Raw genomic sequence first — 14,747 nt, 5'->3', positions numbered from 1 at the left:
CTCCCCTCACCCAATGACGGCCGGGTGGGCAAAGGTTCCCGAAGGGATATATGGGTAGGCGGGTCGACGTCGGAGGCGGGACCGGCACACGTGAAGGAAGCCACGCCACCTCCCGCCGCGTCCCGCCACCGACTCCCTCCCTCGGCCCCGCCGGGCGTCGTAACCGCGGGCCGGCTGGCGCAAGGCTGCCGGTGACGACAGGGCCGTCATCGGCAGCCTTGCGTCCTGCGCCGACGGCGCCACACCCTCGGAGACACCCGCCCGGTGGTGCCATCCCGCAGCGGGCGGGTTTCAGGTGCCGCGGGTAGCGTCGAACCGGTGCCGGGAGTGAGGCGGGGGTTGCCGGGCATCTGCTCTTCCGGGCGCGTCAGGCGGCCCGCACCGTCCTCATAGTTCTTTCTGCCCCTACGGGAGTTCTGGCGTGATCCTCGACGGCATACCCGCACCCGCTGAGCCCGGCGCCCAAGCCGATGTGCAGGCCCGCAAACAGCGCCTGCGCCGCCGCCTGGAGCGGCTGATCGGCGTGGCCGCCACTGAAGGCAACGAACTGATCCCCTTGCGCAACGGCGACGAGATCTTCCCCGCGATGCTCGGCGCGATCCGCTCCGCCCAGCACACCATCGACATGATGACGTTCGTCTACTGGCGCGGCCAGATCGCCCATGACTTCGCCGCCGCCCTGGCCGAACGTGCCCGTGCAGGGGTGCGGGTCCGACTGCTGCTCGACGGCTTCGGGGCCCAGAAGATCGAACCGCGCCTGCTCGACCTCATGGACACCGCAGGCGTGCAGGTGGCCTGGTTCCGCAAACCGGTCTGGCTGTCACCGTTCAAACAGAACCACCGCTGCCACCGCAAGGCCCTCATTGTCGACGAGCACACCGCGTTCACCGGAGGCGTCGGCATCGCGCAGGAATGGTGCGGCAACGCCCGCAACCCCGGCGAGTGGCGCGACACCCACGTCAAAGTGCGCGGCCCCGCCGTGGACGGCATCGCCGCCGCGTTCGCGCAGAACTGGGCCGAATGCCACGACGAACTCTTCGACGACCACGACCGCTTCACCGACCACCCGCAGGCCGGCTCATCCATCGTCCAGGTCGTACGGGGCTCCGCCAGCATCGGCTGGCAGGACATGCAGACCCTCATCCGCATCATGCTCACCTCTGCCGAGCAGCGCTTCCGCCTGGCCACCGCCTACTTCGCCCCCGACACCTACTTCGTCGACCTGCTGTGCGCAACCGCGCGCCGCGGCGTGCGCGTGGAGATCCTCCTGCCCGGCCCGCACACCGACCAGCGCGCCTGCCAACTCGCCGGCCAGCACCACTACACACGTCTGCTTCAGGCAGGCGTCCACATCCGCCAGTACCAACCGACGATGATGCACGCCAAAATCATCACCGTGGACTCGGTCGCCGCCCTCATCGGCTCCACCAACTTCAACCGCCGCTCCATGGACCACGACGAAGAGGTCATGCTCGCCGTCCTGGACGAGACGTTCACCGCCGCCCTCGACGCCGATTACGAACAGGATCTGGAACACAGCATCGCCATCGACCTGACCCGCTGGAAACGGCGTGCGGCCCTGCAACGCGCCAAGGAAGCGGCCATCACCCCGATCCGCCGCTTCCTGTGACCGCACCGGCCCCGGCCGGTCCCGCAGCCGTCGGCACCAAGGGCCGTCCGCCGGGAGGGGAATCGTTGACGGGTGGTCACCCGGGGCCTGAGCCTGAAGCGAAGATGACCGTGCCGTCATCGCTGGTCCGTCACGGCCGACTCCGTCTGGCCCGCGGGCGCGGTCGTCTTCACCATCCTTCCGCTGTTGATCTCGTACATCGTGCGCCTGCCACCCGCCGCTGCCTCTTCCAGGATGACGCGGTCGACATAGGACCTCGGGTTTCTGCTACCAGGGACCTTGAGTACCTTGTCAATGGCGATCTCGACTTTGCGCAAGTCCCGGATGTCGTCGGTGACTTGCACGGCAATGGTTCCCCTGTGGCGGTTCGCGCTGCCCGTTCCCGAACGCAGGGTGAGCTCCGGCTCGGTCGTGGCGTTGCCCTGCCCGCTGGCGTTCTTTCCTTCGAGTTGGAACGCGGCCGCCTTGAGATTTCCGGCAAAGTTCCGTTCGACCGTCTGCTTCGCCTGGACAAACTCGCCCGTGTACATACCGGCCGCCTGCGCTCCGGCGCTAATGCCCCCGCCCGAGGCGACGGGCCGCCAGATCACCCAGTCGGCGCCGACGTTGCCCGACCGCTTCTCCGCTTCATAGGCAGCGATGTGGTTGCCGTCGCCCTCGGCGCCCGACGCCATGCCGAGGTAGTGGTTGATGTCTGCCAGGCTGCATGCACCGAACTGGACCACGCATTCCGGGTCCTCGTTCAGTTCCATCAGACCCATCTGGAGCTCGTACAACCATCCGCTGCCCGGCGCTGCCTTCCGCGCGAGGGACTGGATCTCATCCCGCGGAAAGGCGCGACTCCCCATCGCCATCAGCTCGGCCAGGACCGTACTCGCGCCCGCCTGCACGGCCGCGTCATCATTCGCACCGACGGCGGCGGACGGCCCGGGCTTCGCAGCGGAAGCAGCGGGGGTCTTTCCGTGCATTCTTTTGACGAGTTCGCTCAGCGCGTCCGCGGTCGTGGCCTCGTGTGTCTCGTCGGACTCGATCAAGCGGTTCAGCGTGGCGAACAACTCGCGCTGGACGCGCTGCATGTCAGCCGGGGTACGGATTTTCCACTTGGTCCTTGCCGGCTTACCGAAGGTGAAGAAGGTGGGCTCGTGCGCCCCCCAGCGGGCGAGCTCAGCGATCGTCACCTGCTTCCCGTCGATCACGCGAAGACCGGTGTTGATGGTCCTTTGCACCGTTCCAGTCCCAGGCATCCGGCCTGCGTCTACGGCCGGGTTGTACTCGGGGGCCGGCCGGGCCATCACCCGGGTCGCGTTGACTTCCGCTTCGCGTTCGAACCGGTCGGACGGATCGGAGACCATAAGGCCCGCGCCGTTGTCGGTGCCCGCGACCGGGCCCCGACGCTGCTGGACGACATGCGTCAGCTCGTGGGCCAGGGTGTGCTCGTCAGTTCCCCCCTGGCCGATGACGATGTGGCTGCCCGACGTGTAGGCGCGGGCGCCGACTTCGGCGGCGGACACCCTTGCCGCGGCGTCATTGTGGATACGAACGTCGGAGAAGTCGGTACCGAAGCGGGCCTCCATATCGGACCGGGTCGCCTCGTCCAGGGGCCGCCCGCCACCACGCAGGGCATCATGGACGGCGGAACGCTGCACGACGGGCGGCTCGGCCTGTCGGCCGCAGTCGGCGTCATGCTCATGCTGGCCCCGCTCCCAGGAGTGCCCTGCCCGGCGGAGCATCTGGACAACACCCGCGTTCCCGGCGGTGCTCTGCAGGGCAAGCAGCCCCCAGGGCGGTGTGCCGACTCCGGCTCCAGCCGCCGGAGTGCGGCGGTTCTCCGTCCGGACCGATTCGGCGTGTTCGTGGTCCCGCACAACAGCCTCTTTGAAATGAAGGGAAACCGACTCCCCTCTTACCTACGCGGTGGGCGGCTGCGGAGGCCAGGTACGGATGGGCAGGGTCACATGGCTGCGCGGGCAATTCGTGAGGACCCTGCGGTCTCGCGCATTCACCACGGCGTGCCGCTGGAAAGAGGGGATGCGCCGGGAAGGGGATACGCGAGGCTTCTGCGCCGTCGCAAGACCAGGAACGTACGGATGCGGGCAGCTCAGCGGGTGCTCCCGGTGGCGGCGGGCTGTGCCGGCTGGAGGTTCGTCGCCCATGCCACGATCTGCGGCCAGTACCTTCCCGGGCTCTCACCGCCGATGAGTTCCTTGACCGCATCGGTGAAACCCGGACTGCCTTCCGTGCGCATCACGCCGTCGTAGGGCAGCTCCGCCCTCTGCTTGGACAGCCCCTGCAACTCCTCAGGCACGGACTGACCCGTCAGCTGCCGTGCCAGAACGACGAACTTCGCCAGGTCGCGCCTACCGGAGACACCGAAGTACATGCGGTCGACAGCTATCCCCATCCGGCCTTGGACCTGCTCGGCCGACGCTCTGAGCCCATCGCGGATCGTCGCATGGAGCCCCAGTCTTTCCGCCGTGTCGTCGACGAAGTCGAGGAACTGCCGCAGTGAGACCGCCGTGTCCACATCCGACACGTCTACCGCGGTTCCATTGGCGCGGCGCTGCTCGTCGGCTCCGGGACGGAAGTGGAGATTGTCGATCTGCCCGAACTTGTGCCAGTCCAACTGTTCGTTGAAGTCGGGCTTCATCTTGCCCATGCGGTCGGTAAGGAAGTCGTGCATATATTTCGGGTCGCGGCCGGCGTGGACCAGCATCGCTGCCAGGGAGTTCTCGACGGTGAGATGGTCGTTCGGCTGCACACGGCCGTTCCGTCCCGCCGAGGTGCCGTTGTAGGACCGGTGGGCGAAAGAGTACGGCGAGTCGTCGAACTCCATGACCATGCCAGGGATACCGGTGGCGTTGGTCAACTCCTCCGGCGGACGAGAGTCGAACGGGGCCATGGGGGTGAACTTGCCAAGCGTCTCGGTCACCTCATCCTGGGACAAGCCCGCCAGACGTTCACCGGCCAAAGGGGTGTAGCTGAATATGCCCCCTTCCTTTCGGAGGAAGCCGGATCCGGCCTTCTTGGTCGACACCCAGTGTTCCTTCACGCGGTCCCCGGCGCGCTGGACGGCCACCGGTGGCACCACGTCAGGCGTCGGCCCTTGCGCGCGGGCCACCAGCTCGGCCACGACCGAGTTGCCCACCGTCGCCTGGAGTTCGCCGAGCGCGGCACCGGGACCGGACAGGGGCCTGCCGGTTCCTGCCCGCAGGGCACTGCGGACGGCGGCACCGGCTGATACCCGGCCCGGTTCTTCTTCTCGTGCACGCACCGCTTCCCCACCACTCCCGTCGTACAGGCCCCGCCACCACGGCCGACGGGCCCCTCGCATGTCCGCAAATGGCCAGCCTGACGGGCTGCATCCGGTCCGCGGAAGGGACGCACGGGCAGCAACAAGGGCAGACTCGCCGGCCTGCGCTGTCCTGTCCCTTGAAAGCCTCCGCATCGGCGTCAACGCCCGTGCCAGCTCCCCCGCCCCCATCGGCGCCGGAGGAACACCACACGCCCAGCGGGCTCTCCCGCTATTGGTCAGATGCGCGTTGGACCGGAGGTTCTGCCCAAATCCAGGTGTCCCCACCCCACTGCCCCGGTAGCGTGCGCCGGCATGACATCGGAATTGGAACGCCCCCCGCTCCAAGCAGACGAACGCACCGCGCTGATCGGCTGGCTGGACCTGCAACGGCAGATCCTGCGCTGGAAATGCGAGGGACTGAGCGATGAGGACGCGTACCGGCCGGTCATCCCGACCTCACCGCTCATGACGATGGCCGGTCTCATCACCCACATGCGCTGGACCGAGCACATGTGGCTGGAGGTGCTGTTCCTCGGCGGCGACGAGAAGCAGAACCCGTCGTTCGACGAATCGACCGACGACGCCGACTGGCACACCGACGGCCGCGCCCTGACCGAGCTCCTCGCGGAGTACAAGACCCAGTGCGCCCGCAGCAACGAGATCGTCGCCACGGCAGCCCTGGACGACGTCGGCCGCCACCCCGGCTTCCGCTCCGGTAGCGCCAACCTCCGCTGGATGCTGATCCACCTCGTCGAGGAGACGGGGCGGCACGCGGGGCACGCGGACATCGTCCGGGAACTCCTCGACGGCACAAAGGGCTACTACTAGCGCGGCTCCGCGTGACGGGGCCCTTGTCACAGGAGCCGGGCCAACACGCCTCACGACCACGTGCGGGAGAGCCCACAAGGTTGTGCGGCAGGCTCACCGACCACCGCCCCCTGCACGTGCCCGTCCCCGCCTGGCAGCACGGCCGGCGGATCGGACATGTCTGACAGCGCCGGGGCGGGGCACCAGAGCTCATGCGACATCGGATGCCACACCGAGTGATACGAGGTGAACCATGACCAAGGAGCTCGGGGACCTGACCCCCAAGTACACCGTCCCCGGTATCGAGCGTGAGGCCGCCGGCCGGCTGATCGGCCTGCTGCGGATGCGGCTGCACGCCCTCAACGATCTCCACCTGACGCTCAAGCACGTCCACTGGAACGTCGTCGGCTCCCACTTCATCGCCGTCCACCAGATGATCGACCCCCAGGTCGACCGGGTCCGCGACATGGCCGACGACGTGGCCGAACGTCTCGCCGCACTGGGCGGCGTGGCGCAGGGCACCCCTGGCGCACTGGTGAGCGAACGCACCTGGGACGACTACGCCATCGGTCGTGCCGACGCCATCGCGCATCTCGCAGCGCTCGACCTCGTCTACACCGGCCTGATCGAGGATGTGCGCACCTCGATCAAGGAGGCGGGCCAGATCGACCCCGCCACCGAGGACCTCCTCATCGAGCAGCTGCGCGACCTCGAGCAGTTCCAGTGGTTCGTGCGGGCCCACCTGGAAAACGCATCCGGCACACTCGCCACCGACACCGCACGCTTCGAGGAGGAAGCAGCGGCCAAGGGAGCCCAACTGGGCTGAGTCAGCGACCCGGTAGCGTAGGCGGGGGCCCGCGGTCAGTCGTGGACATGCCGCCCGCTAGCATCCTGGCCATGGTGTGGCGGGGGTGGCGGACGGGTGCCGTGGCGGGGGTGGCAATACTGGCGGCGATCTGCGCCTCCGGTCCGGAACAGCCGGAGGTTGTACGAGCGGCCTCCGACCTCGGCCCCCTGCCGGCCGACCGCTACACCTTGACGACGCAGGACTACCAGCGCTCCCAGCAGGCGTCCGCGCTGCTGGTCCGGCAGTGCATGGCCGACCGCGGCCACCGCGACTTCCCGCTCGACCCCCGCCTCCCCAGCGACCCCATCGCCGGCACCGCCGTCGCAACCGACTTCGGCGTCCTCGACCCGGACACCGCCCGCCGCTGGGGCTACGGCTGGGACCCGGCGCTGCACCCCTCCCCCCTGCCGAAGGGCCGCCGCATGACCAGCGCCGAGTACGCGGACTGGCCCGCCTGCAGCGCCGACGCCTCCCGGGATCTGATGCGCGGCATCAACCTCACACGGGACTGGCTCTACGCGGGCCGGCGGGCGATCGAGGTCGACAAGGCGGTCGAGGGCGACCCTCGTCTGCGCGCGGCCTGGGATGTGTGGTCCCGCTGTGTGGTCGCACAAGGATTCACCCGCTACCCCGACCCCGTCGCCGCCTACACGGACACCGCCTGGCAGCGGGGCAGCGACGGCAACACCCGGCACACACAACGGGAGCGGGCCACCGCCGTCGCGGACGTCACCTGCAAGCAACGCCACCACACGGCCGAGGTCTGGCACACCGTACTGGCGCAGAAGCAGGCCGCGGACATCGCCCGCCACGGCGACCGCTACACCGCCGGCCTCACCGCCCTGCGGACCTACCGGGGCCACCTGGACGAGGTGCTGCGCAAACTCGGCTGACGGGAACGGTACACGTCGTCGCGCACACCGAAGCGGGCACGGGGCAGCCGCCCAACCGATCCACCAGCTTTGTTCACGAGTGGACCGGCTCACCTTTGGCGGCACCATCATCGAGACCGGCACCGACTCCTACCGTCTGGCCAGCACCCGAGCTGGTTGCCGAACACGCGGAAGCGGGCTGACCAACGGGCCCACCGCCTGTCCGGCAACCGCTGAACGCCCGCCAGGCGACGTCAACCGAGCGGTACATGCCCGGCCACCCGAGGGCCAGCGTCCAGATGAGCGGCAATCCGTGTGATCGTCCCGGCGTTGTCCTCGAACAGATGCGCCCGCATACCCGCCGCCCGGGCAGCCTCCACATTGACTGCGTAATCGTCGATGAAGAGACAGCTCTCCGGCCGCACCGCCAGGGCGGCACATGCGGCCTCGAAGGCACGCAGGTCCGGCTTCTCGATGCCGATCTCGTGCGAGTACACGATCTGCTCGACCAGTTCGTCGAACCGGTACAGTGCCGTCTCCCGCTCCCGGGCGCCGACAAAGCTGTTGCTCAGGATGCCAAGCCTGCAGCTTCCTCTCAGCCCCCGCACATAGGCGATGAGTTCCTCGTTGGGCGCTCCCAGGTATTCCGTCCAGAGATCGGCCATGAAGGCTTCCACCTGGGGCGCGTCGAGCCCCAGGCGTGATGCCACTTGCTCGTGAACCGTTCGTTCACTGATGCTCCCGACGTTCCCGGCTTGCCACACGTCGTCCATCCGCTCATGCACGGTGCCCGGCGGCAACGCCAGCCGCTCTTCCCACCGCTGCACCCACCCCGTTTCCGGTGTCATCTCCAGTACGCCACCGATATCGAGAATGACGCAGGCCGCCGCCACTCCGACCCCCCTTCGCTATGCCGACCGGCGAGCGCACAAGCGCGCTCGTGTGTCTAGCAAGACACTGTTGTCCTTCCCTCCGGAACAAGGTCAAGCGGTCTTGGAACCTTGTGGCAGCCCTGTTGCGAGTCGCCGACACGACTCGGCTGCATCAGCACGCGCCTTCGAACTCATGACGATCCGCGGATTCCTCGGCCGGACATCACGCGCCCGGGCAGACACCAGGGGTGCGAAGTCGCCACCTGCTACGGGTTGCGCCATGATGCCGAGACGGGACCAGTTGGACGGCACCTGCACAAACGGCCATGAGAGGGCAAGAAGATGGAGCAGCGGTTCGCGGTGGTGGCGAGCGAGGAGTCGTATCTGCAGAAGGACGACGGTAAGGCCCCCCGGCTGCCGCACCGGTGGACCCCCGGCGCGGTCGGATTGCGGTCCGCGCCGACGCGCCCCCACGGAACAGGCTCAGCTACGGTAAGCCGCTGCACGTAACAGACATGGGTCATCACTTCCAGAACAACTGATCGAGTGCCCCTTGCGCCATCTACCCGGGTAATTGAATCTCCAGGCCAAAGGTGCACCACCGACCTACAGGCTACGGTGCGCTGCGTGGATGAACAGGCAGACACCTCGCTGACGGAAGAGGACTACGCGTCCATTCTCACAGCCATGCACACCTTGACCGGCCGATACGGAAGCGGTTTGACGCTCAACGAGGCCCTGGCCTGGTGGCGACTGGTGGTGAGGGACATTGAGGAGGGTTTCGACACGCAGTGGGTCTGGGAGTACCACCACGAATTGGCCTGCCGTGACTGGCTGTGTGAAGCATGGCCGCTCCTGACCGCTCGGGTACGCACACTACGCCAGCCCTTTCTCAACGAAATGGATAATCGATTCACCGCTGCGACAGCCCCATTGCAGGGCAAGGAGGCCGAAGGCCGGCGGAACGGCAGATGGTGGCACGATCGCTACCCTCGTCGCGTCATCGGCCAGCCCGACGATGAACTGCCTCCGTCGTGGTCGCCGGCTCCCGAGTACATTGAGGACGACTGATCGTGAGCGTTGCCGAGCTCCGGCGACCAAGCGTTCCGCTCGCTCACGTTGAGTACTCGTGCCCCATGCGTGCCCGACCAGTCGGTGCCGGGCGGGGAGCCACGGGGATTCGGAGTGGGACAGCCACTCTGCCGTCGGTCAACGCCGTTCCAGCTCAGCGGGCGTCCGCGCGGCCGGTGAGAAAACGACAGGCGCCTACGCGACGCGCAACGGTACGGTGCCCGGCATGGTTGACGAGGACAGGAACTTCTCCGAAGGCGTCGCAGCCGGATACGACGGGGCGTCGGCAGGCATGTTCGAGCCGAGCGTCGTCACCCCCACGGTCCCGGAGGAGGGATCGCGCTGCCGGAGCTGACACGCCAGCGTCGTTATCTCGTGCTGGCCACCTGCTGCTTGAGCCTGTTCCTCGTGGGCATCGACTCCACGATCGCCAACGTGGCGCTGCCCTCCATCGGACGGGAGCTGCGCGCGCCCGTCTCTGGGCTGCAGTGGACGATCGATGCCTACTTGCTGGTCCTGGCCAGCCTGCTGATGTTGTCCGGATCCGTGGCCGACAAGATCGGCCGCCGTCGGGTGTTCCAGATCGGCCTGCCGGTGTTCACCGTCGGCTCGCTGGCCTGCAGCCTGGCGCCGAGCCTCGGATGGCTAATCGCATTCCGCGGCCTGCAGGCCGTCGGCGGATCGATGCTGAACCCCGTCACGATGTCCATCATCACGAACGTATTCACCGATCCCAAGGAACGGGCCCAGGCGATCGGCGTCACGGTCAGCGTCTTCGGCATGTCGATGGCGCTCGGCCCGGTGATCGGCGGCGCACTCATCGACTCGGTCGGCTGGCGGGGCGTGTTCTGGGTCAACGTCCCGGTCGGCATCGCCGCCATCATCCTCACCGCCCTGTACGTCCCGGAGAGCAAGGCGGCCCGGACCCGGGCACTGGACCCGGTCGGCCAGATTTTGGTCATCCTCCTGCTCGGCACCCTTTCCTACGGGCTCATCGAGGGCCCGACCTACGACTGGGGCTCGGCCCGAATCCTGGCCTGCTTCGCGGTAGCCTTCGTCGCGCTGGTGATTCTCCTCGCCTACGAGCCCCGCCGTGCCGAGCCCCTCATCGATCTCCGGTTCTTCCGCAGTCTGCCGTTCTCCGGCGCGGCCGTCACAGCCATCTCAGCGCTGCTGACCATGGGCGGTTTCCTGTTCCTCATGGTCCTTTACCTGCAGGATGTGCGCGCGTACTCTCCGTTGATCACGGGGTTGTGCCTGCTGCCGATGGCGCTGATGCTCGCGGCGTCCGCGCCGCTGGCCGGCCGGACTATCGCCGCCCGCGGCGGGCCCCGGATCCCGCTGGTCATCGCGGGCACCGGACTGATCGCGGGCGGGTTGATGCTGACGCGGATGACCGACTCCTCGCCCATCTGGTACGTCATCATGTCCGGGCTGGTCTTCGGCATCGCGATGGGCTGGGTCGGCCCCCCTATCATCAACAGCGCTATGTCCGGCATGCCCCGCTCTCAGGCGGGCGTCGCCTCCGCCATCACCTCCACCACCCAGCAGATCGGTAGTTCCCTCGGCGTGGCCGTCATGGGCTCCGTGCTCGCCGACAACCTGCACGGCCCCATGACCACCGGGTTCGCCACAGCGACCCGCCCCGGCTGGTGGATCGTCGTGGGCTGCGGAGTCGTCGTGCTCGCCGTCGCCCTGTGGACCACCGGCCGGGCCGGGAAAGCGAGCGCCGCACGGGCCGCAACGCTGATTCTCGCGGCAGAGGAGGAGAGGGCGCCCACCCATGCATGAACGGATTGTTTGACGAGCATCGGCACACTCACTGGAAAGGCCGTGTCCCAGTTGCGGGGCACGGCCTCCGGCGTGCACGTGAACGGAAAGGGCGGTGGGTGCGGGATTTCAAACCGGGTGACTCGCGCCACGACTATTTCCAAGACCGTGCACAGACCTACACGAACAGTCGGATCGTCTCGGCGACGAGCGGGTACAGCAACAGCACGATGAAGACCCGCCCGACCAGTCGTATGACCCCGCCGTAGCGTCGCTCCGCTGCCTCAGACGGTGGCCCCATCCGAGGCTGGCAGAAGCTGCTCCGAAGCCCGCGATAGTCCCGGACAATGGCTGTCCCCAGCCCCACGAACGGGATGGCGAGGGCGAGGGAAATGAACCAGTCTGTAGCCGGACGACAGTCGAGGCGTCTCCATGTCGTCTCTGATCCTTCAGCCCGTTCCGTCCGGGCGTCTCCGGGCTGTGGAAGGATTCTCAGCCATGACAACTGCCCAGTCCTCAACGGCAGTCACGCAAGCAATCGCTGGCAGATGTACCGCTGTGCAAGTAGTCGCTTAGCCCGTTCACCGGGTCCACACGCGCTGGAACTCTTCGGCCGGGATGGTCTCCAGCGGATCCTGCTCCGGGTCGATCGCTTGGTCCGTCAGGCCGCCGTGCTCGTCCTCCAGGTGCTCCCAGCTGTACCGGTAGAGCCGGCCGGCCGCAGTCAGCTCGGCCTGCTTGACGACGATCAACTCGCCGCGGACGGGTACGGCCTCGAGGTACCAGAGGCCGCCTTCTTCGTCAGCGTGGCGGAAGTAGTGCCGCAGAGTGGCGCCCTTGTCGATTGCCCGGTAGTACTCCATGATCGCTGCCGCGTTGCGCTCCAGATCGTCCACGGAACCATCAGGCCAAGGGGCGCACGCGGTTGGGCACCGGCTCCCCGCCTGGAATCGCACCCCGATCAAGCCCGCTCGCCCCGACAACCGAGAGCGTGAAGGCGTCAGCCCGTTCATGACGACCCCGGCCGCCGTCGGCTGCCGTCAAGCCGCCGGGAATGTGCTTGCACCGGCAGCGAGGACGTCGCCTTCGTACACAGCATTACGTGGCGAGACGCACCGCCTAAGGGCAATGCCGTTGCTTTTACGGGTTCGCCGGTTGGGGTCTTATGACGAGAACGGCTTGCGTGCCGGTGCGGGTCGGCTGCGGCCAGGCACGATGCTCGGCTCGTCTGAGGTGGTAGTTGGACATCTTGCGTTTCACGACGCGGGGCTGGCTGCGGAGCCGTCTGACAGGCAGGAGTCGTTCCAGGAGGTCCTGCTCGAGCATCACCAGTGCTCTGACCAGGAGGTCAGGGGGAAAAACTGCCCGGCGTGACGGTCACGCTGCGCCGGGCAGAGCGCAGGGTCTCGGTGAAGGAAACCCGATCAGGGTCCAGGCCACGGGTGGCAGCCGTTCTCAGCATGAGCTCGCGCAGTGCGTGGTGGACCAGGAGGTGTGCCCAGATCTGCTGACGGACACCTTCGGGTGTCTTGCTGCTGAGGACGACGCGTGCGCCGCGCTGGTGTGTCTTGATCTCGGCGAAGACGGACTCGATCTCCCAGCGCTCGCGGTAGAGCGCGGCCAGTTGCCGGGCCGGATACCGTCGGGCGTCCAGCAAAGTGGTGACCAGGCGGTATCCGTCACCCCCGTCCGCGCCAGCCTGTTCTTTGACCCGGTAGGCCAGGACACGCACCACGACCGGCTGATCCCGGGCGGGGCCACTGCTCGCCCGGATATGAGAGAGCCACGACCCGTCACGGAACTGCCTGATCACCGGCAGGACGCGGTTGGCGGGCACTCGCCACAGCAGGTCGGCGCCGGTCGCGGTGAACGCCTGCCACAACGGGACTCCGAGGAACTCACGATCGGCCAGGACGAGCTGACCCGGGCCGACCGACCGGGGCAGGCGGGCGACCAGGGTGACTTCCCCGGTGCGGCAGCCGGCGAGTTCCGCATCCAGCACCGCATGACTGCCCACCTCCACCAACGCCGCCATCCGCACCTGCGGGAACGCACTCCTGCCCGACCCACGGCCACTGCCGGGACGTCCGAAAGCGGCTTCGTTCGCCTCGCTGTCCGCGACGTCCCAGCAGGTTCCGTCGACGGCCAGCAGCCGTAAGTCCCGCCAGAACGCACCGGGAGTCGCCTCAGTGGCCATCGGCTTCGCGGTCGCGGCGAACAGCACCCGCAAAGGCTCGGATCCCAGCCGCTCCCGAGCCCTGAACAGCGAGGACTTCGCCGGAACACGCCAGGTACCCAGCAGGCCCACACCCCGCAGTCCCTCGACGAGGTGCCGCATCACTTCCAGATACGGAGCAGGCGAGAACAGGGCCAGCCCCAGCACGAAGTACACCACCAACCGGGCGGGAAGCAGCCGCTGACGCTGCTCAGAACGCCCACACGCGGCCACCACCCGATCCACCAAACCTGGCGGATACACCCAGGTCAACAAGCCAAGACCCGATAAGTCAGACACACTCGCAGCCACCCGAACCACCCCCGAGACCCACTGCCAAGCAGACTACGCCCACAGCAAAGGCAACGGCATTGCGCCTAAGGGCTGTCCCGCAATGACCGGTCACAGCTCCGGAAACGGCGGGATGTGGTCCAATATCTGTAGCAACCTCTTTGCAGCTGTGGCCTCCTCCGGCCGTACGGAGGTCGCTACGCATTCGATGACTGACAGGCCCGCGTAGACGGCTGTCCTCGCGGCCGCTTCCCAGCCGGGTTGCTGCCGGTAGCTCGTGTCGGACTCAACGCTTCTGGCCGCCACAGCGGCGGAGTGCCACTGGTCGGTCTGGTAGATGCTTCCCAACAGGTCTAGCAGCTCGGCCTTGCAAGCCACCTGGGGAGCTCCTGCCAGCTCCACGAGGAACGGAACTGCGGGGGCTGTCGCCTCGCCGACGACGAACCCGAGCGCACAGACGGCATCGCCCAGTTCCTGGATCGCGGTGCGGGCCGTGTCCTCGTCCCCGTATGCGATACGGGAGAGTAGAGGGGGAATGCCGCCGGCGGGAGCCCCCGTCGCGTCACGAAGGTCCGCCCAGCGGACCCCGGAGACGCTTCTCAACAGACTTCCCACCCATGCTCCTCATCAGATCTGCCCGCCGGCTCCGCCGGTGCCCTAACCATGCTCCGGCTACAGGTTGCCAGCCAGGCGGCAACTCCCGCAGACGTGGCCGCAGGACCCGGCTTGCTGCCATGATCTTGCCGTGGCTGGAGTGATCACGGCGTCGGACCCGTCCTAATTCCTTGGTAACGGGCCGTGGGAGCCAGGGGTTGCCACCCGCCCGTTCGAGCGCCGGGGCCGATGCCCTTCTCTCATCCCGGCCTTCCACAGTGCAGGTGGTGGCAGCCTCGCGGGCACCGACTGTACGCCTGGAGCCGTCTGGGCACTCGATCCCTTTATCCAGAGCGGCGGCGCTCGGTGTCTTCGAGGTCGCCACCACCGTCAACACCGTCCACTTGATCACTCGTTGGTGTTGGTGGTGCGAGCCTGCCGCACGGTGACCTCCTGATACTCCAGAGCCGTCGGAGCTCCCCAGGA

General features: G+C 67.6%; 14 protein-coding genes. 7 read left to right on the top strand and 7 right to left on the bottom strand.

What is annotated here, in order from left to right; translation table 11 throughout:
- Positions 1–421: 421 nt before the first annotated feature.
- Complete coding sequence (locus RCR19_RS38925) at positions 422–1,630, top strand: phospholipase D-like domain-containing protein (protein WP_331269821.1); 1,209 nt, start codon at positions 422–424, stop codon at positions 1,628–1,630.
- 116 nt (positions 1,631–1,746) lie between these two features.
- On the opposite strand, the gene RCR19_RS38920 is transcribed toward RCR19_RS38925, so the two are convergent.
- Together RCR19_RS38920 and RCR19_RS38915 are read right to left on the bottom strand one after the other, a co-directional pair.
- Positions 1,747–3,360 (bottom strand): DUF4157 domain-containing protein, encoded by a 1,614-nt coding sequence (locus tag RCR19_RS38920; protein ID WP_331269903.1) that lies wholly within the window; start codon positions 3,358–3,360, stop codon positions 1,747–1,749.
- Positions 3,361–3,728: 368 nt separating this feature from the next.
- The gene (locus RCR19_RS38915; RefSeq protein WP_331269820.1) at positions 3,729–4,901 is read right to left on the bottom strand and encodes a hypothetical protein; all 1,173 of its coding nucleotides are present in this window, start codon (positions 4,899–4,901) and stop codon (positions 3,729–3,731) included.
- 333 nt (positions 4,902–5,234) lie between these two features.
- Between RCR19_RS38915 and RCR19_RS38910 the strand changes: the two genes are divergently transcribed.
- The 3 genes from RCR19_RS38910 to RCR19_RS38900 all read left to right on the top strand — a co-directional run bounded on the left by RCR19_RS38910 (position 5,235) and on the right by RCR19_RS38900 (position 7,469).
- Positions 5,235–5,750 (top strand): DinB family protein, encoded by a 516-nt coding sequence (locus tag RCR19_RS38910; RefSeq protein ID WP_331269819.1) that lies wholly within the window; start codon positions 5,235–5,237, stop codon positions 5,748–5,750.
- A gap of 232 nt (positions 5,751–5,982) precedes the next feature.
- A complete protein-coding gene (locus tag RCR19_RS38905; protein ID WP_331269818.1) occupies positions 5,983–6,555 on the top strand; it encodes a DNA starvation/stationary phase protection protein in 573 nt (190 codons plus the stop codon).
- A gap of 71 nt (positions 6,556–6,626) precedes the next feature.
- Positions 6,627–7,469, top strand: coding sequence for a hypothetical protein (locus RCR19_RS38900; protein WP_331269817.1), 843 nt, complete (start codon positions 6,627–6,629; stop codon positions 7,467–7,469).
- A 233-nt stretch (positions 7,470–7,702) separates the two neighbouring features.
- Here the strand turns inward: RCR19_RS38900 and RCR19_RS38895 are convergent, their stop codons facing one another.
- On the bottom strand, positions 7,703–8,341 hold the full coding sequence (locus tag RCR19_RS38895; protein WP_331269816.1) for an HAD-IA family hydrolase: 639 nt from the start codon (positions 8,339–8,341) through the stop codon (positions 7,703–7,705).
- 606 nt (positions 8,342–8,947) lie between these two features.
- Here RCR19_RS38895 and RCR19_RS38890 point away from each other — a divergent pair.
- From RCR19_RS38890 to RCR19_RS38880, 3 genes are all read left to right on the top strand, one after another.
- Positions 8,948–9,391: a hypothetical protein gene (locus RCR19_RS38890; protein WP_331269815.1), complete on the top strand. Its 444-nt coding sequence runs from the start codon at positions 8,948–8,950 to the stop codon at positions 9,389–9,391.
- A 226-nt stretch (positions 9,392–9,617) separates the two neighbouring features.
- Positions 9,618–9,746, top strand: coding sequence for a hypothetical protein (locus RCR19_RS38885; protein WP_331269814.1), 129 nt, complete (start codon positions 9,618–9,620; stop codon positions 9,744–9,746).
- Positions 9,747–9,766: 20 nt separating this feature from the next.
- Complete coding sequence (locus tag RCR19_RS38880; protein WP_331269813.1) at positions 9,767–11,182, top strand: DHA2 family efflux MFS transporter permease subunit; 1,416 nt, start codon at positions 9,767–9,769, stop codon at positions 11,180–11,182.
- Positions 11,183–11,339: 157 nt separating this feature from the next.
- Here RCR19_RS38880 and RCR19_RS38875 read toward each other — a convergent pair whose 3' ends face one another.
- From RCR19_RS38875 to RCR19_RS38860, 4 genes are all read right to left on the bottom strand, one after another.
- The gene (locus tag RCR19_RS38875) at positions 11,340–11,462 is read right to left on the bottom strand and encodes a hypothetical protein (protein WP_331269812.1); all 123 of its coding nucleotides are present in this window, start codon (positions 11,460–11,462) and stop codon (positions 11,340–11,342) included.
- 280 nt (positions 11,463–11,742) lie between these two features.
- A complete protein-coding gene (locus tag RCR19_RS38870; protein ID WP_331269811.1) occupies positions 11,743–12,057 on the bottom strand; it encodes a hypothetical protein in 315 nt (104 codons plus the stop codon).
- Between the two features lie 452 nt (positions 12,058–12,509).
- On the bottom strand, positions 12,510–13,676 hold the full coding sequence (locus tag RCR19_RS38865) for an IS4 family transposase (protein ID WP_331269810.1): 1,167 nt from the start codon (positions 13,674–13,676) through the stop codon (positions 12,510–12,512).
- Positions 13,677–13,778: 102 nt separating this feature from the next.
- On the bottom strand, positions 13,779–14,282 hold the full coding sequence (locus tag RCR19_RS38860; protein ID WP_331269809.1) for a hypothetical protein: 504 nt from the start codon (positions 14,280–14,282) through the stop codon (positions 13,779–13,781).
- Positions 14,283–14,747 lie beyond the last annotated feature (465 nt).

This window comes from Streptomyces sp. WAC07094 (assembly GCF_036320405.1).
Lineage (GTDB): Bacteria > Actinomycetota > Actinomycetes > Streptomycetales > Streptomycetaceae > Streptomyces > Streptomyces lannensis.
Note: the sequence above shows the minus strand (reverse complement) of the source record. Positions and strands in the feature narration are given on the sequence as shown.